An 18,178-nucleotide genomic window follows, 5' to 3' on the forward strand; every position below is an offset into this window, starting at 1 on the left:
AGTTTTTTTTCCTTAAATTAATGTTTTGACTGAATTAATGTTTCGTTGGCCTGCGTTTTACGGCTGGATGCCGAGAGCCACAGCACAACCAGTGAAGAGAGGATCAGCAGCCCGGCGACAAACCACAGCCCCCAGGCGTAACTGCCGGTCTGTTGCTTGATCAGGCCAATCATGAACGGACCGACGAAGCCGCCCAGGTTGCCGAGGGAGTTGATGGTGGCGATCCCCGCCGCCGCCGCCGAACCGGAAAGAAACAGGGTTGGCATGCTCCACAGCGGTGGCTTGGAGGCGCTGATGCCGCAGTTAACGATGGTCAGGGCGAGGATCACCCCAACGATGCTTGCCGTGCTGCCCGCCATAAACAGCCCTGCCGCAGCCACAATGCAGGCGGCAATTACGTGCCAGGAGCGTTCGCCGGTTCTGTCGGAATGACGCGCCCAGAGCACCATGGCCGCTACCGCCAGCACCGCCGGGATCGCATTCAGCAGGCCAACGGTCATGGAGGAGACGCCGAGGGTTTTGATGATCTGCGGGGACCAGATGCCCAGGGTATAGAGTCCGGCGGAGGTGCCGAAGTAGACCAGCGACAGGGCGAGAACGCGTTTATCCAGCAACCCTTTCCAGACGCTGTGCTGGGCCGTGGCCTGTTTCGCCGCCTGCTCGCGTTGCAGGGTGGCAATCAGCCAGCCACGCTCCTCTTCGCTGAGCCATTTCGCCTTTTCCGGGCGATCGGTGAGCCAGAACAGCACCACCACGCCGAGGATCACCGCCGGCACCGCTTCGAGAACAAACATCCACTGCCAGCCGACGAAGCCCATCATGCCGTGCATCTCCAGCAGCGCCGCGGATATCGGCGAGCCGAGGGCGGTGGAGATGGGTGCTGCCGCCATAAAGATGGCCGTCACCTGGGCGCGCTTTTGCGCCGGGAACCAGTAGCTTAAGTAGAGGATGATCCCCGGGAAGAAGCCCGCTTCCGCCACGCCGAGCAGAAAACGCAGGGTGTAGAAGCTGGTCGTACCCTGCACGAAAGCCATGGCGCCGGAGACCAGCCCCCAGGTGATCATCACCCGGGCAATCCAGATACGCGCCCCGACCTTGTGGAGGATCAGGTTGGAGGGCACCTCAAACAGGAAGTAGCCGAGAAAGAAGATCCCGGCACCGAAACCAAACACTGCCGGGGAGAAGCCGAGGTCGGCGTTCATGGTGAGCGCCGCGAAACCGATGTTCACGCGGTCGAGGAAGGCGATGAAGTACAACAGCATGATGAAGGGTACGATGCGCAAGGTGATTTTGCGCATTACCCGTTGTTCGATTGTGCAGGTCATGTGAGGTGTTCCTCATAATTATTTTGTAGGGTACGCAGTCGGGCTGCCTTGATGAGTATGCTGATATTTCTTGCATGATCATGCGCATCGGTTTATACAAAAAAATCCAATAATCGAGAGCGAGCCAGAATGGAACTACAACACCTGCGCTGTTTCCTGGCGGTAGCCGAAACCCTGCATTTCGGTCAGGCGGCCCAGCGCCTGGATATGCTGCCCTCCGCCCTGGGAAGAAATATTCGTCTTTTAGAAGAGGCACTTGGCACGAGGCTGTTTACCCGCTCGACCCGCCGGGTGGCGCTGACGGAGAATGGCGTCTTGCTGCGGGAAGAGGCACGTAAGCTGCTCGCCCATGCCGACGCGATTATGTTGCAATTTCGTCAAAATCCACGCCGGGCGCAGCCGCTTTTGCGCGTCGGCACCATCGACAGCGCGGCCATCGGTTTGCTGCCCGGACTGCTGCATCTCTTCCGCCAGCACTACCCGGATGTGGAGATTCAGCTTTTCGAAGATAAGACCGTACACCTCCTGCCGAAGCTGAAAAGCGGCAGGCTGGATCTGGTCTTTATCCGCCCGCCTGCCCAGCTCGACGCCCAGTTTGGCCGGGCATTTTTATGCAATGAGCCGGGAATTCTCGCCCTGCCCGCCAGCCATCCGTTTGCCGACCGGGAGAAGGTCGATATCGCGGAGCTGGAAGGGATGCCGATGATCCTGCCGGAGCGGCGCTCGCGCCCGCACAGCCACGACCTGACCATGAATCTTTTCCATCACGCCGGGATAGAAGTGACAGTGTCACAGATGGCGGACGAGAAGCAGACCATTATCAACCTGGTGGCAGCGGGTATTGGTCTGGCGATTGTGCCCGCCTGGAGTAGCCGCTATCTGATGCCGGGCGTGAAATTTGTGCAGCTGAACGGTGCGGAGCAGATGGGGATGCCGCTGGAGGCGGTGTGGATGGCCGGGGCGCAGGATGAGATTCGGGATAATATGCTGGCGATGCTTGAAGCGCATCCGGAGCTGTATGTATGAATCGCCGGGTGGCGGCTGCGCCTTACCCGGCCTACAAGGGTACAGAAGCCGTAGGCCGGGCAAGCGCAGCGCCGCCCGGCAAATCCTGATGACGGTCTGAATTCGGGAAACAGATCTTTTGATTCAGCTGCACACTAATATCCCATGTCCCTATATGCTTCATTGGTTTTTATAACTAACGCTAAGCAGCCTATGCTAATAAACCCGACGAAAGGGATAAAGATACTCGCAATAAGCCCCCAAAGAGATAGCGGGGCATTTTTATCTGAGAAAGTAATCTGATATGCAAAGAATGAAATTACACAGAAAAATGCAGCCATAACCGAAGGCATAAGTGGATTACTCCAGCTTCCCCATTCAAGGTTTGCCGGGATACTGGTTTTCTGGGAAGAGAGTGCAGTAATACAAAATTTGTTTTTTTCTGAACAGGCCACCAACTGCTCCCCTTGGGCATATTTCACCGCATCTGCCGCCAAAGCCAGCGCCAGCCACCGATACCCGGCACTCTTTTCGCCGAAAGAGGCATCTACATCCAGCCGCTCCGATGCCAGCCCCCTTTCATCCAGAACCTGCATTAACGGGTATTTCTCAGTACGGGGCAGCCCGGTATGCCAGAGCGTTTTCGGTGTAAGTACCGAGCCTGCCTCCAGATAGATCGGCATTTTTGCCTCAACATCTGTCACACCGGCCATGGGCTGATACAGATAAACCGGTTTTTCACCTTCCTCCCGGACATAATGGTTGGTCAGCAGGAATGCACAAGCATTTTCCATGTTCTTTGATTCATTTTCTTCTTCATGTAAATCAACGATAACCAATAATCGGTTTTCAACCCTGTAATCTGACAGTTTGGTCCATTTGCTGATAAGTGCATAATCGGGACATTCAGTGCTGTATTCAATTTTGCAGGTACTGGCATGAACCACACCTAATCGGTCCAGCGAGCGCCTCAGCTCTTCTATACAATTTTCATTCCCTCCGCGAACCCAGACAATGGTTTCAAAAACCCGGTAATTGTATCCCTTCAGCTTTTCGGCCATCGGAGCCAGTAGGCGGCAAAATACCTGTTCATTGCGCGTCTGGTCGAAAAGCGCTTCCAGCAGAATTTTTACCGGTGTTTTCGGCGCCAGTGGAAACTCCCCTTCCAGCTTCAACATGTTCAGTGCCGGTTGCTCCAGCGGAGTGATGGCAGACCATGCTGCAATAGCCACATTTTTTCGAGCATAAGCTTTTAAATGAATTTCCCGCTCTTTTGCAATGAATTTACGAGTTTCAAAATAGTGAATATTGGCGTCATGAAACATGAACGCTACATAAACAATCACAGAGACAAGGCAAAAGGGTAAAATAACTGAAGGCACAAAAAAAATGGCAGTAACCTGTTCCTTTTCAGGCCAGGTTAAAGCTCTGATCAGCAGGCTCGCTCCTATGGCGACAACATACAGGACAATAATAACCGCGACTGGCACATCGGTATCTGCATCTGGCTGTTTCTTGAATAACCACCACTCTTTCATCACGCAGCCCCCGCGACAGGCAAGGTACTTTTGATTTCGCAACCACAGGCCGCGTGACAACCATCCACCACAACCCCCCTGCCGCGCATAGTCCAGGTGGGATGACATTCATTTATTGGAAATGTCCCTCTGTGCAAAGGGCAAGTCACCAGATCGGCCCTGAGGGCCACGGGTTTGCCCATAAAGGGCGCACCGGAAGCGGTCGTTACTTTTCCACCGCTTACCAGCGGGTCGTTTAATCGAATGACACCTTTCATTATTTCTATCTCCTTATCGTCCTGCATCCATATCACAGCGCATCCGATCCCAGCCGGTGTAACCCTTCACTTCGGGGACTTTGTCGGGTAAATCCTGATAGTTTGCTTTAAATTGGGCTGTATTATCTTTCAGTGCTTGTTTGGTGATGTAATCCATCCCCCAGGCTGGCCCTGGGAAACGGGGTTCTATTTTCCCATTTACTTTGCTTCCCATACCGTCATCCACGGTATATTCAATCCCTGGGCCACCAGGCAGAATGCGCGGATCTTCAAACGGTTTTGAAGACATATACAGCCTATGTTTGGTCTGTAAAAAGCCCTGATCGTTGACGACGGTAAAAGACACCACGTCTTCTGTGGGCGCTCTGTTATCTCCATTCGGTTCATTATGTCCGGGCGCAAAGCCAACCGCCTTCCAGGTTTTGCCATAATCTTTTGAAACAAGAAATCCATCCACTTGCCAGTTGGTAATTGCTATATACCTCTCAGAGGGATGGATAAACTTTCGCGTAAAAATTCGATAAAACTGACTGGCTGGTGTTGTGTGAATACCTCGTTTAGTGTCCGTATACCAGAGTTCTCCTTCGCAGTCCCAGCCTTTAAGCTCCAGAAATCGATGGTCATCAAACCGATAAACTATCTGCGTCGGTGGCTCTTTCGCCACGCAATCTGCAGTTAATACAACAGCGGCAACTGTGAGAGATGTACATAATCCTTTCATCACTTATCGCCCAGCGTCCATATCACAGCGCATTCGATCCCAGCCGGTGTAACCCTTCACATCGGGGACTGTGTCGGGCAAATTTTGCCAGTTCGTCTTAAGCTGTTGCGTGCTCCCCTCAAGCCCTTGCCTGGTCATGTAAATCATCCCCCAGGCCCACCCAGGAGAACGGGCTTCCAGCTTTCCGTTTACTATGCCTCCCATACCGTCATCTACGGTATATTCAATCCCTGGGCCCCCCGGCAGAATGCGCGGATCTTCAAACGGTTTTGAAGACATATACAGCCGGTGTTTGGTCTGCAGAAAACCCTGATCGTTGACGACGGTAAAAGACACCACGTCTTCTGCGGGCGCTCTGTTATCACCATTAGGTTCATTATGTCCGGGCGCAAAGCCAACCGCCCTCCAGGTTTTGCCATAATCTTTTGAAACAAGAAATCCATCCACTTGCCAGTTGGTAATTGCTATATACCTCTCAGAGGGATGGATAAACTTTCGCGTAAAAATTCGATAAAACTGACTGGCTGGTGTTGTGTGAATACCTCGTTTAGTGCCCGTATACCAGAGTTCTCCTTCGCAGTCCCAGCCTTCAAGCTCCAGAAATCGATGGTCATCAAACCGATAAACTATCTGCGTCGGTGGCTCTTTCGCCACGCAATCAGCAGCCAGCACAACGGTGACGACGGCGAAAAAAGTACATAATCCTTTCATCAATTATCGCCCCGCATCCATGTCACAGCGCATATGATCCCAGCCGGTGTAGCCTTTAACTTCAGGTACTTTGTCGGGTAGGCCCTGATAGTTTGTCTTAAACTGGGCTATGTCATCTTTCAGACCCTGTTTGGTGATGTAATCTAGTCCCCACGCAGGGCCTGAGGAGCCAGGTTTTAGCTTCCCGTTTACATTATTTCCCATACCATCGTCCACGGTAAATTCAATCCCTGGCCCACCGGGCAGAATGCGAGGATCTTCAAAAGGCTTGGACGACATATACAGCCGGTGTTTGGTTTGTAAAAAACCCTGATCGTTCACGACGGTAAAAGATACCGCGTCTTCGGCAGGGGCTCTGTTATCACCATTAGGTTCATTATGCTTAGGAGAAAAGCCAATAGCCTTCCATGTTTCTCCATAATCTTTTGAAACAAGGAATCCATCTACCTCCCAGTTTGGTATAGAAATATAACGTTTCGAAGGATGAATAAATTTGCGGGTGAATATTCGATAAAACTGAAAGTAAGGTTGTGAATGAATACCCCGCTTTGTATCGGTATACCAGAGTTCTCCCTGGCAATCCCACCCTTTTAACTCAAGATAACGATGATCATCAAACCGATAAACTATCTGCGTCGGCGGCTCTTTCGCCAAACTATTCGCAGTCAGTAAAATAGTGGCGAATGCGAAAACAACACAAAGTTCCTTCATGCTCAATCCTTAAGCCAGTTGGTTATCATTTTTAGGTTTTGGCATATCCCATTGCAATAACTTCTTTTCCTGAAAGTCATCTGCTTTGAAAAGGCCCATATCGATATTTTTCGGGTTACGAACATTCGGTTGGACTCCAGCATAATCATTCTCCACGCCATAATGCCCTTGAGGCAGCGCTTCATCAGGTTTATTCATATAGTTTTTAGTTGTACCTACTGGTAATCTTCCTGTCCGGTAGTACTCTTTGACGTCACTATTTTTATTCAATGGATCCCGCCAGTCCGCCAGATGTAACAGTGCCTCCCAAAACTTTCCAGCCTGATAGTCAAACGCTTTGCACTGGCCAATAGCCAGGTCAAAGGCCATTGCCCGAGACGGCGCAAACTCGCTCATCACAATGGAAGAGTGCTGGCTGTACCCTACCGGATCCCTTTTCTGCCACTCTGCTTCCAGCTCTTCACGGGTTTTCAGCCAGGTAATAGACAGTACCGGGTACTCTTTTGAACCCGTAACCTTCCCTTCAATGACTGTGTGTTTCCGGGCAATACTTTCAACCTCAAGTTCATCGCGCGTTAAGACATGCCCCGGTTTCCAGCTGATACGCTGATAGCTGTTGAGCATATACATTGCAGATTCCGTGCGCTTAATAGCGCTGGCTTTGGCGGAATAAGAGATGTAAGCATCCGGGCTGTCCGGATCGATATAATAGGTATAGGGTTTGTCACTGGTCTGCGGATCGTTATCAGGTCTGTTATCCTGTCCTTGGAGTTTAAACGTAAATGGCTCCGGTAATTCCTCTCCGTTCACCACCACATCGCGGTAGCTGTAGCTGCTGTTGGTCAGGAAGGCGTATTCTGCATCTCCCTCCTTTCGCGGCGGCAACGCGAAAGGTTTTGCGTCCGGGGCTTTCCCTACCTCGCCGTGCTGATAAAAGACGCGCTGGAAGAGATTAGGAATATCCCGGGCTATTTTCTGAGGGATACCCCGCCAGCCAAACCCCTGCACGTTCTCCAGCGACACGACGCCGTCGTTCGGACAAAAGTAGTTGTACACCTTGCCGTCGTTACTCCGGCAATACCGGTCATCGGTTCGCAGCGGATTATCGGAAGGTTTACGCAGGGTGCAGGAGGCCTCCATCACCTGCAATTCACCCTCTGTTATTTTTCCGCCCCCTTTCCACTGCGTGTACATCAGGCGACAGAAGTTTTTGAAGGTGTTCTGCCTGGCCGCGTTGGTCTGTTGATATCCAGGCTGAATATTTTCAAACGCGCGCGACTCCAGTGAATACGGGGAGTGGTTGAGAATGACGCAGTTTACCGGATCTAATCCTTCTTGCTTGACGAGCATATTCGCCAGCATGGTTATAATTGTGCCCTGGCTGTGAGCCACCACGTTAATCACATCATCTTCTGTTATCGGCTCACGGCGGATAGTCAGAATCAAATCCGCCAACCGTTGCGCAGCAAAAAACTGATAAATGCGGTGCGGGTTTTCATAAACAGGATGGGTGAAATCGCCGCCATTCAGATGCAGAGAAGCAAATCCCGCAGCTGCCACACCAAAGCCACCGGCACCCGGCCCTAACATGTCGGGAATAGTGGTCGTCGCATTAGCAAAGGTTCCGCCCCCTTTGGCAAAATGCATATCAAGCGCGTTTTTAAAGTTATCGCTCTGGAATTTAAAGGGTCCTTTGCCGTCATTACCCAGCGCCGCTTTATTCTTCTCGTTATTTTCCTGATAGGCATCATACGGCAGATGGGCTTTATCACTCATCTTGCCGACCTCTTCCCGGTAGCGCTTCTGGTCTGCCCGGTAGTCGTCATAGGTCACCGGTTTATATCCCCAGTAAAACGGGATAATGGGCGAACGGCCGGGAGTGATGATTCGGTAATTTTTCCATTCATGGGCATAAAAATCCTGTCGGTTAAGCCGTTTCCCCAATCCTGCAAGAATGCCCTTCTCCTGGTTCTGGTAGGACTCACCCACGTCGTTCACCCCGTGGACCAGAATCACAATGCCCGGCATCGGGCGCGGCACGCCCACGTTGCGCGTCTGGGCCACTTCGCCCAGGCTTTTGTGTACCGGAATATCGCCCTCCGAGACCACCCGCGGGGCGTACGGTTTTGTCTTCGTCTCCCTCATTCCATCAGCCCCTTTTTGTAACGATAGCGTCTGACCAGCAGTGCCAGCTCATGCTCCAGCACGCACTCATACAGCGCTTCAACACCGTATGACTTAAGGCGGGAAAATTGCGTAGTCGAGCCGTTAATCTGTTGTGTTGGTAGCCAGGGCTCGCTTAACCCCTCTGTTCCGGTAAACGAGTGAACATCCGGAATAACGCTTTTACTTCGGGGAAAATACAACAAATAACGATTCAAGGTGTCCTGTTGTTGGACCGCCGCGGAATTCCCTGGCATAGTTAAACATCCTTTTAATAAACGGTGGGTGTATTTTTAAATAATACACCCAAACCCGTTATCAAAATATGACCTGGCTATATGAAACCAGATATGATAATTATCAGGTTATTCACAAAATAAATCTATACTCTTTAAAAATCACCACGTAAATATAAAATAAATACCGTTCATCCAGTTTTAAATATCAAAATGACGAATACGTTATTTTAACCGGCAACCTTATTTGCCGGGTTGCGGTGGCGGCTGCGCCTTACCCGGCCTACACGGGTACAGTACACGCAGGCCGGGCAAAAGGCTTACATCGAATAACCCGGCTTTTTAATCAACTCATCCAGCTTCGGCTCAATCTCCCTGTCCCAGACCTGCGCTTTCCAGTCCGCTTCTGCGACCTCGTTCAGGGCTACGGAAATGGCGCGATCTTTACTGTTCAGATGACGGGTAATCACCTCGGCGATATCCGCCGCCAGGGCGGTTTTGTGCTCGTCGTTCAGGTCGCGCGGGAAACATTTGATATCAACGTGTGGCATGTGCAGGGCTCCTTTTGAATGAGCATTCCAGACTAGCAGAGAATAGTGTTGTCTTTTAGCACCTTGTGCAGTTTCGGGAGCTTGCACACGCTATCGGCGATGGCCGTGATCTTCGGGGTATTGGCAGCGAACCAGTCCGGACGTGGTCCCCAGGTACGCATCACGCACAGGTAGCAGTCCACCAGCGTGATTTGCTCGCCAAAGGCGTATGGGGTGGCTTTGAGGTGATTATCCAGCCACAGGTAGAGCGATTTCCGGTATTCACGGCAGTTTTGCTGTAGCTGTTCCGGGGCGTCCGGTGCCCAGCGCTCCGGGTAGTCGGCAAAGGTAAAGGTGGGATAGACGTTGGCTACCAGCCAGATCAGCAGGCGCTGAAACTGCTGGCGCTCCGCGCGTCCAACCGGAGGCGCAAGTTCCGGGCAACGATCGAGGATCATCAGCGCAATCGCCGCCGTCTCCGTTATGATTTCGCCATTTTCCAGCTCGAGGGTTGGCACCTGACAGAGCGGGTTGAGTTTTTCCAGCAGCTCACGGGTTGCCCCCGGCTTATCGAACCCGTCGACGTTGATAAACTGATACGGAATGTCGGCGAGGGTCAGCATCACCTCACTGATGGCTGAACCCCAGCCCGGTACGCCATACACTTTGATCATGATCGCTCCACTTCAGGGTCAAAACCCTAAGTGTAGAGCAGCATCAGTAGGTGATGCCTGGCGGATTGACCTCCGACTGCGTTACCGCTTCGCCCTGCTCCGCCCAGCGCGCCAGCACTTTCTGGTACTCTCCCCGCTGGATCGCCCCGTCGAGGGCGGCCTGTAAGGCATACACCAGCCCGTTCCCCTTTTTAGTCGTGGTCGCCACATACGCCTTCTTCGGCCCTAAGCCCACCACCCGGGTTTTGCCGGTCAGCGCCGCTTTGTAAGCCGAGACCGACTGCGGGCCGAAGAAGACATCCGCCCTGCCGGACTGGATATAGAGATTGCCGGAGGCGTCGTCGGTCAGATAGACCGGCAGCGCAGGCTCTCGCCCGGCGCTTTTGTTCTCCTCGTTCCAGCCCAGCAGAATGCGCTCCTGGTTAGTGCCGGAGCCGACAATCACCTTTTTGCCTGAGAGATCGGCGGCGCTTTTAATCGATTGCACCTCGCTGGTGGATTTTACCGAGAAGGCCAGGTTATCGACGCGATAGGTGGCAAAATCAAACTTCTCTTTACGCTGCTCGGTCACCGCAATGTTCACCAGCGCCACGTCGTAACGCCCGGAGGTGATGCCCAGCGGCCAGTCCTCCCACGCCGTCGGTACCAGCTTTAATTTCAGCCCGAGGCTGCCCGCCAGCAATCGGGCGATATCCGGGTCGCTGCCGATGCGGGTGCGGTTGTCGCTGGCCAGCAGCGCCAGCGGCGGGGAGTTGAGCGCCGAAATGGCCACCGTCAGGGTGCCCGGTTCGACAAATTTATAGTTAGCCGGGATCTTCGCCACCGCCTGCTTGTCCACCGTCACCGGCAGTGGCTGTTCGTTGGCCTGTAAATCAATCGCGGCGTGGCTTGTGGATGCCACCATGAGTAATGCCAGTACGCCCTTTTTCATCTTTACTCCTTACAGCACTTTGGACAGGAACTGTCGCGTTCGGGCGTGGGACGGTCGGTTCAGCACCTCGTCGCTGCTGCCCTGCTCCACGATTTTGCCGTCGACCATAAATACCACCTGGTCCGCCACTTCCCGGGCGAAGCCGATCTCATGGGTCACCACCACCAGCGTAGTGCCTGAGCGGGCCAGCTTTTTGATCACATCCAGCACCTCGCCCACCAGCTCGGGATCCAGCGCCGAGGTGGGTTCATCAAACAGAATCACCCGCGGACGCAACGCCAGCGCCCGGGCAATGGCGATGCGCTGCTGCTGCCCGCCAGAAAGATGACGCGACCAGGCGTCGGCTTTATCCCGCAGCCCCACCACGTCGAGCAGTTCGTAAGCCCGCTCGATGGCCTCTTTACGGCTCAGCTGTTTGTGGGCGATGGGCGCTTCGATCAGATTCTCCAGCACCGTCAGATGCGGGAACAGGTTGAAGTTCTGGAACACGTAGCCGACATTGACCCGCTGTTTGAGGATCGCCTTCTCTTTCAGCTCGTACAGCGTATTGCCCTCCCGGCGATAGCCGATGTAATCCCCGTCAATCTGAATAAAGCCCTCATCGACGCGCTCCAGGTGGTTAATGGTGCGCAGCAGGGTCGATTTACCCGAGCCGGACGGGCCGAGGATCACCGTTACCGAGCCGGGCGGGATCTCCAGCGAGACGTTATCCAGCGCCTTGTGGCGGCCAAAGAACTTGCTCACACCGGTAATGGAAATATGTCCTTCAGGAGAGGCTGGCATGGACGGGCTCCTGTGTGCTTGGAGTGGTGACTGAACGGGTGCGGGTGGCGCGGGAGCTGTTCACTGCCGAGCGGCGCTCGCTGCGGGCCAGGCCTCGCTCAACCAGGTGCTGAATGGCCGAGAGCACGGTGGTGATCGCCAGATACCAGACGGCACCGACCATCAGCAGCGGGATCACCTCCTGGGTGCGGTTGTAGATCATCTGGATGGTGTAGAACAGCTCCGGCATCGCCAGGACATAAACCATCGCTGTGCCCTTGGCGAGGCTGATGATTTCGTTGAACCCGGAAGGCAAAATGGTGCGCAGCGCCTGCGGCAGAATGATACGCAGGGTACGGCGTGAGGCCGGTAAGCCCAGCGCCGCTGCCGCTTCATACTGGCCGTGATCGACCCCTAAAAAGCCGCCGCGAATGATCTCCGCGGTATAGGCGCTCTGCACCAGCGTCAGCCCGACCACCGCCGTAGAGAACTGCCCCAGCACGTTGATAGTTTCAAAGCTGCCCCAGGTGATGCCGGTAAACGGCACGCCGAGCGACAGCCTGTCGTAGAGATAGGAGAAGTTGTAGAGAACGATCAGCACCACAATCAGCGGCAGGGAGCGGAAGAGCCAGATGTACCCCCAGGCGAGGCTGCTCAACAGCCACGAGGAGGACAACCGCGCCAGGGCCAGCACGCCGCCAAACACCACGCTAAGGAGGGTGCCGATCAGCGTCAGGAGCAATGTCTGCCCCACCCCCTCGAGGATCACCGGGTCGAAGAACCAGTGGGCAAACACCGCCCACTCCCAGCGGGGGTTAAAGGCCACCGACTGAATGACCACCGCCAGCACAAATAGCGCCACAATCGCCCCCACCGTGCGCAGCGGATAGCGCGCCGGGACCACTTTGATGGTTTCAACGTTGTTCATCGTCGTTCCTCATGCCGATTTGCTGAACGCTTCGCGTACCAGCGTTTTGGTGAAGCGCAGCCGTCCGTCAAACGGCGGCTGGCTGTACTCTTCCGGGTCGCGGTTAAGATCGAACTGCGCCGCGTAGCCCTGGCTCAGATAGAGCCGCACCGCTTCCGGCTGACGAAAGCCAGTGGTGAGGTAGATCTGGCTGTAACCGGCAAGCCACGCCCGGCGCTCCAGCTCCTGCACCACCCGGGCGGCAAGCCCCTGCTGGCGCAGGGATTTGTCGGTCCAGATACGTTTGATCTCGGCGGTCCGGACATCGAAAGGCTTATAGGCCCCGGTGGCGATAATCTTTCCGTCGCGCTCCAGCACGATAAACAGCCCCTGGGGCGGCAGATACCACTCGGTCAGTTCCACCTCGGTATCTTTAGAGAAGTAGTCCCCGTAGCGCGCCGCGTATTCACCGAACAGCCCGTTAATAATGGGCTGAAGATCGGCATCCTCCGGTGAAACGTCACGAAAAAGGTCGCTCATAGGATCTCCTTAGTCGCCAAGACCAGCCGGGTTAACTTCGGAGTACGGGATGCGCTCCACCCCTTCACCCCAGCGGTTCAGTACCTTGTCGTAGTCGCCGTTCTTGATCACGCCGTTGAGCGCGGTCTGCACCGGCTCTGCCAGGCCACTGCCTTTTTTCAGGGTGACGGCGATGTGCGCCGCTTTCGGCCAGCCGCCGTCCACGCTGCCCACGAGTTTGGTTTTCCCGTTCAGGGCCGCTTTCCATGCGCCGATCACGTTCGGGCCAAAGTAAGCGTCCGCGCGACCGGACTGTAACGCCAGGGTCTGGGCGGCTTCGTCTTTGGTGTAGATGGGGGTGAACGGCTTCAGCCCCTTCTTCTGGTTCTCCGCATCCCACGCCAGCAGGATCGCCTCCTGGTTAGTGCCGGAGCCCACAATGATCCGCAGCCCCGCGATATCCTCAGCCTGCTCAAGTTTCTTGATCGGGCTGGTGGATTTGACGTAGAAGCCCAGCGAATCTTTCCGGTAGGTGGCGAAATCGAACTTCTCTTTGCGCGCTTTAGTCACGGTGATGTTGCTGATCGCCGCGTCGTATTTCCCGGAGGAGACCCCCAGCGGCCAGTCTTCCCAGGAGGTGGGCACCACGTTCAGCTCCAGACCGAGGCTGTCGGCCACCAGACGGGCGATATCCGCCTCGCTGCCAATCAGGGTTTTGTTGTCATCGGCGAAGACCGTCAGCGGCGGCTGGCTCAGGCCTGCAATCGCTACGGTGAATTTTCCCGGTACCACCGGTTTAAAACTGGCGGGCAACTGGGCGATGGCCTGGGGATTTTTTGCCGTGTTGATCGGCGTTTTATTGGCCTCGAGGCTCACCCCGGTGCCGTTAATTGTGACGTTCTCTGCCCAGACGGCAGGGGTAAAGGCCAGCGCGAGCGCCAGAATAAGCGATGATTTTTTCATGGCAGGTTCTCTTATTGTTTTGTGAACTGATTAACGGGCTGCGCTAAACCCAGGCTCTCGCGCAGGGTGGTGCCGGGGTATTCAGTGCGGAACAGGCCGCGCGCCTGCAACAGCGGCACCACCTGGTCAACAAAGCGCGGGAAGGTGTCCGGCGTGCCGCCCTGAATAATGAAGCCATCCGCCGCATGGCCTTCAAACCACTGCTGTAACCCATCGGCCACCTGCTCCGGGGTGCCGGAAAAACGCGGGCGCGGCGAGGCGGCTTCCAGCGCCACCTGACGCAGGGTTAAGTTGCGCTCCCGGGCGTTGCGCTTGATCTCATCGGTGGTACTGCGGAAGCTGTTTTTGCCCAGCTCGCCAATGTCCGGGAAGGCCTCGTCCAGCGGATACTGGCTGAAATCGTGATGCTCAAAGTAGCGGCCAAGATAGTTCAGGGCATCGTTGATGGAGACCAGCGCGGCGGTGGTCTGGTACTGCTGCTCCACATCGTCACTGTCTTTCCCGACGATGACGCTTACCCCCTGGAAGATGTGCAGTTCGTCCTCGCGACGGCCATGCTGTTTAAGCTGGCTTTTCACGTCGTGCCAGAACGCCCGGGCCTCATCAAAGGTGTCATGGTGGGTAAAGATGGCGTCGGCATGTTTCGCCGCCAGCCTTTTGCCATCGTCCGAGGCGCCGGCCTGGAAGACAATCGGCCTGCCCTGCGGTGTGCGGCCAATATTCAGCGGCCCGGCCACCTTAAAGAAATCCCCGTGGTGATCGAGGGTGTGCAGCTTTTGCGGATCGAAGAACTGCCCGGTCTCTTTGTTACGCACAAAGGCGTCGCCCTCCCAGGAGTCCCACAGCCCTTTCACCACGTCGAGATATTCGTCGGCAATCCGGTAACGCAGGGCGTGCTCCGGGTGCTTATCCCGGGAGAAATTTTTTGCTGACCCCTCCAGCGGCGAGGTGACCACATTCCAGCCCGCCCGGCCATGGCTCAGGTGATCGAGGCTGGCGAACTGGCGCGCCACGGTGAACGGCTCGCTGTAGGAGGTGGATAATGTCCCCACCAGCCCCAGCCGGGAGGTGACGGTCGCCAGCGCCGACAGCACGGTCAGGGGCTCAAAGCGGTTGAGAAAATGCGGGATCGACTTCTCGTTGATGTAGAGGCCATCGGCGACAAAGATAAAGTCGAGCTTGCCCGCTTCGGCCTTCAGGGCCGTCTCTTTGACGAAATCAAAATTGATGCTGGCATCGGCGATTGCTGCCGGGTGGCGCCAGGCCGACATATTCCCCGACGCGCCATGCAATATCGTGCCCAGACGCAGCTGTCGTGTTGCGGTCATAGTGACTCCTTCCCCTTAAAGTTGATTCAGTGCTTTTTCTGCAAGCCGGGCGAAATAGCGCGCGGCGGGTGCGATGAGGGCTTCGTCCGGGTTAAAAGCCGGATGATGCAATCCATAGGGGCTGGCGCTGCCAATGCTGACGAAAGCGCCGGGGATCTGCTGGAGGTAGACGGCGAAATCCTCCCCGCCCATGTGTAGCTCCGCCTGCTGCGTCTCGTAGCCAGTTTCCCGCGCCACCGAGGTGGCAAACTCGGCCCAGGTGGCGTCGTTGACCAGCGCGGTAGGCCCGGCATACCAGGTGATATCGATCTGCGCATTAAAGGCGCTGGCGAATCCGGCGGCGATCTCAGCTACCCGGGCCTTCACGTTCTGCTGCACTTCGGTGCGATGGGTGCGCAGGGTTCCTTCCAGCTCGACGTGCTCCGGCAGCACGTTCCAGGTATTTCCCCCGGTAATGCGCGTCACGCTCAGTACCACCGAGTCGAGGGTGTTGACGTTGCGGCTGGCAACGCTTTGCAGGGCCGTCACCAGCTGACTGGCGGTCACGATGGCGTCGTGACCTTCATGAGGACGGGCGGCGTGAGCGCCTTTACCGGTAATGCGCAACACGAAGCGATCAACGTTGGCGTAAAACGGGCCGCCGCGGGTGGCAAAGTGTCCGACCGGTAAACCGGGTTCGTTATGCATGCCGAAGATGGCGCTGACGTCGCGCAGGGCCCCGGCGCGCACCAGGCTTTTGGCGCCGCCAAAGTTCTCCTCCGCGGGCTGGAACAGGATCCGCACCCGGCCATTGAGCGCCTCTTCCCGCGCTTTCAGCTGCAAGGCGGCGCCGAGGATGACGCTGGTGTGTATGTCGTGGCCGCAGGCGTGCATCACCCCGGCACGCTGAGAGGTGAACGCCACCCCGCTGCGCTCCTCAATCGGCAGGGCGTCGATATCCGCGCGCAGGGCAATCTGTTTTTCACCCCTCCCCACCTCGGCGACCACGCCGGTTTGCAGGTCATAGGGAAGGATGGCGATCCCGGCATCCCCCAGCCACTGGCGCAGGCGCGCGGTGGTTTCTACCTCCTCGCCGGAAAGCTCCGGGTTCTGGTGCAGCTCGCGGCGCCAGGCGATCAGCTGTTGCTCCAGGCTCATGCCGCCACCTCCCGTTGCTGTCGGGCCTGGGCCAGCAGGCGCAGGGACTGCACCCGCGCAGCGCCGTCAGCCACCGGGGTATCGATGATGAACTCGTCAATGCCCCACTGCTGATGCAACGCCTCCAGCTGTTCCAGCACCGACTCCGCAGTGCCCACCAGCAGGGACTGGGCGCGACGGGCGATGCGCAGCGGCTCGCTGTTCGCCTGGCGGGCAAAGGCGTAGGCCTGCTCTTCGCTGGCGACGGTCACCCGCTGGCCGTTGGCCAGCTCAACGCCCCATACTTCTACTGCGCTTGCCAGCGCCCCGGCCTGCGCCTGTGTGGGGGCAACGATGGCCTGCACCGCGACAATGACCTCCCGGGCGCTGTGGGCGCGCCAGGTCTCAATGACCTCACGCAGAAGTTCGGGGTCACCATTCAGATGGGCGGCAAAGACAAAGTCCCAGTTGAGACGGGCGGCGAGACGCGCGCTCTCCACGCTGGCACCGAGCAGAAAACCGGCGGCAGGCACCTGCGGCCGCGGGGTGGCACGCACCGCCTCCTCCTCTGAACCTGGGTTGATCCAGCCATCCAGCTGCGCCAGCTGTGCGGCGAAATCGCCCTTCTCCTGCTGGCTGAGGCCGAGCTGTAATGCCCGGGTCGACAGCGGCAGTCCGCCGGGTGCCTTGCCGACGCCCAGATCCACACGCCCTGGGGCAATCGCCGCCAGCAGGTTGAAGTTTTCCGCCACTTTGTAGGGGCTGTAGTGTTGCAGCATGACCCCGCCGGAGCCGACGCGAATGCGCCGGGTCTGCCCGAGGATCCAGGCAATCAGCAGCTCCGGGGACGGGCTCGCCAGTTGCGGGGTGTTGTGGTGTTCGGCAATCCAGAAGCGGTGATAACCCAGCGTCTCCGCCTGCTGCGCCAGGCTCAGGGTGCGGGCCAGCGCATCGGCGGCCGTTTCGTGTTCTGCGACAGGACTTTTATCCAGAATGCTGATTCGCCAGGACATGTTGCAATCTCGTTTGACTAAACATGTCGCCATTATTAAGGGGCGATTTCACCGCTGAGAAACAATTAATTTACATTTGGTTTGCCATATTTCAGAAATACCGCGGCGGGTTAGCGCGCTGCACGTAGCTCCGCGAGCAGCGCTTCGGCCTGTTGTCGGGTGGTAATACGGACGAAGCGGATATGGGCATAAGAGGGGTTGCGCATATCCGCCTCGTAGCGCGCCCGGTTGCTGCGCCAGGTTTTAAGCGTCCAGAGCAGGATCGACTCGCGGCTGAAAAAGGAGCGGCGAAAGCTCTCCCGGTTGCCGGTGCCGGGCCACAGCTCCTGCTGCGTCCAGGCGCGTTTTACCGCCCGCGTCACCGCCTGACGCAGGGTGCGGGCCAGGCCGTAATCCACCCATACCACCAGATCCACGTCGCGCCATTTCAGGGGCCGGGTGCGGTTATAGTTGCCGTCCAGCACCCAGCCAGGTGTCGCGCTGAGGGCGGCTTCCAGTTTCGCAAAGAGAACATCGTCCGGGGTACCCTGCCACTCCGGGAGCCAGTAGAGGGTATCCATTTCGATACAGGGCAGCGCCAGTTCAGTGGCGATCCGGCGGGCGAGCGTGCTCTTGCCGCTGCCGCTGGTGCCAATAATATTAATTTTCATCGTCTCACCTGTTAAGCGGATAACCGTGGTCAACCATGATAATGTTTTATCATTGTTAATGAAACGCTATTTCGAAGAGTCCGGTTTCGGTCAGGTATCCATTACTTTCTTTATATTT

Annotated in this window: 18 protein-coding genes and 1 pseudogene; 1 reads left to right on the plus strand and 18 read right to left on the minus strand. The window is 56.3% G+C overall.

From position 1 onward, the window contains the following. Nucleotides 1-17: 17 nt before the first annotated feature. Nucleotides 18-1,325 (minus strand): MFS transporter, encoded by a 1,308-nt coding sequence (locus tag C2U54_RS16710; protein ID WP_103179664.1) that lies wholly within the window; start codon nucleotides 1,323-1,325, stop codon nucleotides 18-20. Nucleotides 1,326-1,454: 129 nt separating this feature from the next. Between C2U54_RS16710 and C2U54_RS16715 the strand changes: the two genes are divergently transcribed. Then, a complete protein-coding gene (locus C2U54_RS16715; RefSeq protein WP_103179665.1) occupies nucleotides 1,455-2,351 on the plus strand; it encodes a LysR family transcriptional regulator in 897 nt (298 codons plus the stop codon). Between the two features lie 134 nt (nucleotides 2,352-2,485). Here C2U54_RS16715 and C2U54_RS16720 read toward each other — a convergent pair whose 3' ends face one another. From C2U54_RS16720 to C2U54_RS16805, 17 genes and pseudogenes are all read right to left on the minus strand, one after another. Next, nucleotides 2,486-3,868, minus strand: coding sequence for a hypothetical protein (locus C2U54_RS16720; protein WP_168192018.1), 1,383 nt, complete (start codon nucleotides 3,866-3,868; stop codon nucleotides 2,486-2,488). Then, complete coding sequence (locus tag C2U54_RS16725) at nucleotides 3,868-4,152, minus strand: PAAR domain-containing protein (RefSeq protein WP_371816515.1); 285 nt, start codon at nucleotides 4,150-4,152, stop codon at nucleotides 3,868-3,870. Before C2U54_RS16725 ends, C2U54_RS16720 begins: the two co-directional genes overlap by 1 nt. Continuing rightward, nucleotides 4,139-4,846, minus strand: a complete 708-nt coding sequence (locus C2U54_RS16730) for a T6SS immunity protein Tli3 family protein (protein ID WP_103179667.1) — start codon at nucleotides 4,844-4,846, stop codon at nucleotides 4,139-4,141. Before C2U54_RS16730 ends, C2U54_RS16725 begins: the two co-directional genes overlap by 14 nt. Before the next feature lie 3 nt (nucleotides 4,847-4,849). Further along, nucleotides 4,850-5,557, minus strand: a complete 708-nt coding sequence (locus tag C2U54_RS16735; protein WP_103179668.1) for a T6SS immunity protein Tli3 family protein — start codon at nucleotides 5,555-5,557, stop codon at nucleotides 4,850-4,852. Between the two features lie 3 nt (nucleotides 5,558-5,560). Further along, entirely contained in the window at nucleotides 5,561-6,268 is a 708-nt protein-coding gene (locus tag C2U54_RS16740) for a T6SS immunity protein Tli3 family protein (protein WP_103179669.1), read from the minus strand. A gap of 9 nt (nucleotides 6,269-6,277) precedes the next feature. Further along, entirely contained in the window at nucleotides 6,278-8,413 is a 2,136-nt protein-coding gene (locus C2U54_RS16745; RefSeq protein ID WP_103179670.1) for a T6SS effector phospholipase Tle3 domain-containing protein, read from the minus strand. Then, nucleotides 8,410-8,688: a hypothetical protein gene (locus tag C2U54_RS16750; RefSeq protein WP_233210450.1), complete on the minus strand. Its 279-nt coding sequence runs from the start codon at nucleotides 8,686-8,688 to the stop codon at nucleotides 8,410-8,412. The genes C2U54_RS16745 and C2U54_RS16750 overlap by 4 nt, the downstream gene beginning before the upstream one ends. 299 nt (nucleotides 8,689-8,987) lie before the next feature. After that, entirely contained in the window at nucleotides 8,988-9,218 is a 231-nt protein-coding gene (gene pptA, locus C2U54_RS16755; RefSeq protein ID WP_103179671.1) for a tautomerase PptA, read from the minus strand. A 32-nt stretch (nucleotides 9,219-9,250) separates the two neighbouring features. Further along, nucleotides 9,251-9,871, minus strand: coding sequence for a glutathione S-transferase family protein (locus C2U54_RS16760; protein WP_103179672.1), 621 nt, complete (start codon nucleotides 9,869-9,871; stop codon nucleotides 9,251-9,253). Between the two features lie 43 nt (nucleotides 9,872-9,914). Beyond that, complete coding sequence (locus tag C2U54_RS16765; protein ID WP_103179673.1) at nucleotides 9,915-10,802, minus strand: transporter substrate-binding domain-containing protein; 888 nt, start codon at nucleotides 10,800-10,802, stop codon at nucleotides 9,915-9,917. A 9-nt stretch (nucleotides 10,803-10,811) separates the two neighbouring features. Then, nucleotides 10,812-11,585 carry an amino acid ABC transporter ATP-binding protein gene (locus C2U54_RS16770; RefSeq protein ID WP_103179674.1) on the minus strand — a complete coding sequence of 258 codons (774 nt, stop codon included), beginning with the start codon at nucleotides 11,583-11,585 and terminating at the stop codon, nucleotides 10,812-10,814. Then, nucleotides 11,569-12,492, minus strand: coding sequence for an amino acid ABC transporter permease (locus C2U54_RS16775; protein WP_103179675.1), 924 nt, complete (start codon nucleotides 12,490-12,492; stop codon nucleotides 11,569-11,571). Before C2U54_RS16775 ends, C2U54_RS16770 begins: the two co-directional genes overlap by 17 nt. Before the next feature lie 9 nt (nucleotides 12,493-12,501). Further along, complete coding sequence (locus C2U54_RS16780; RefSeq protein ID WP_103179676.1) at nucleotides 12,502-13,011, minus strand: GNAT family N-acetyltransferase; 510 nt, start codon at nucleotides 13,009-13,011, stop codon at nucleotides 12,502-12,504. 9 nt (nucleotides 13,012-13,020) lie between these two features. Further along, nucleotides 13,021-15,281: pseudogene (locus tag C2U54_RS27765) on the minus strand (NtaA/DmoA family FMN-dependent monooxygenase). 15 nt (nucleotides 15,282-15,296) lie between these two features. Next, a complete protein-coding gene (locus C2U54_RS16795; protein ID WP_103179679.1) occupies nucleotides 15,297-16,418 on the minus strand; it encodes an amidohydrolase in 1,122 nt (373 codons plus the stop codon). Continuing rightward, a complete protein-coding gene (locus C2U54_RS16800) occupies nucleotides 16,415-17,410 on the minus strand; it encodes an LLM class flavin-dependent oxidoreductase (protein ID WP_103179680.1) in 996 nt (331 codons plus the stop codon). The genes C2U54_RS16795 and C2U54_RS16800 overlap by 4 nt, the downstream gene beginning before the upstream one ends. A gap of 110 nt (nucleotides 17,411-17,520) precedes the next feature. Continuing rightward, entirely contained in the window at nucleotides 17,521-18,060 is a 540-nt protein-coding gene (locus C2U54_RS16805) for an adenylate kinase (RefSeq protein ID WP_103179681.1), read from the minus strand. Between the last annotated feature and the right edge of the window lie 118 nt (nucleotides 18,061-18,178).

Source organism: Leclercia sp. LSNIH1 (genome assembly GCF_002902985.1).
GTDB lineage: Bacteria > Pseudomonadota > Gammaproteobacteria > Enterobacterales > Enterobacteriaceae > Enterobacter.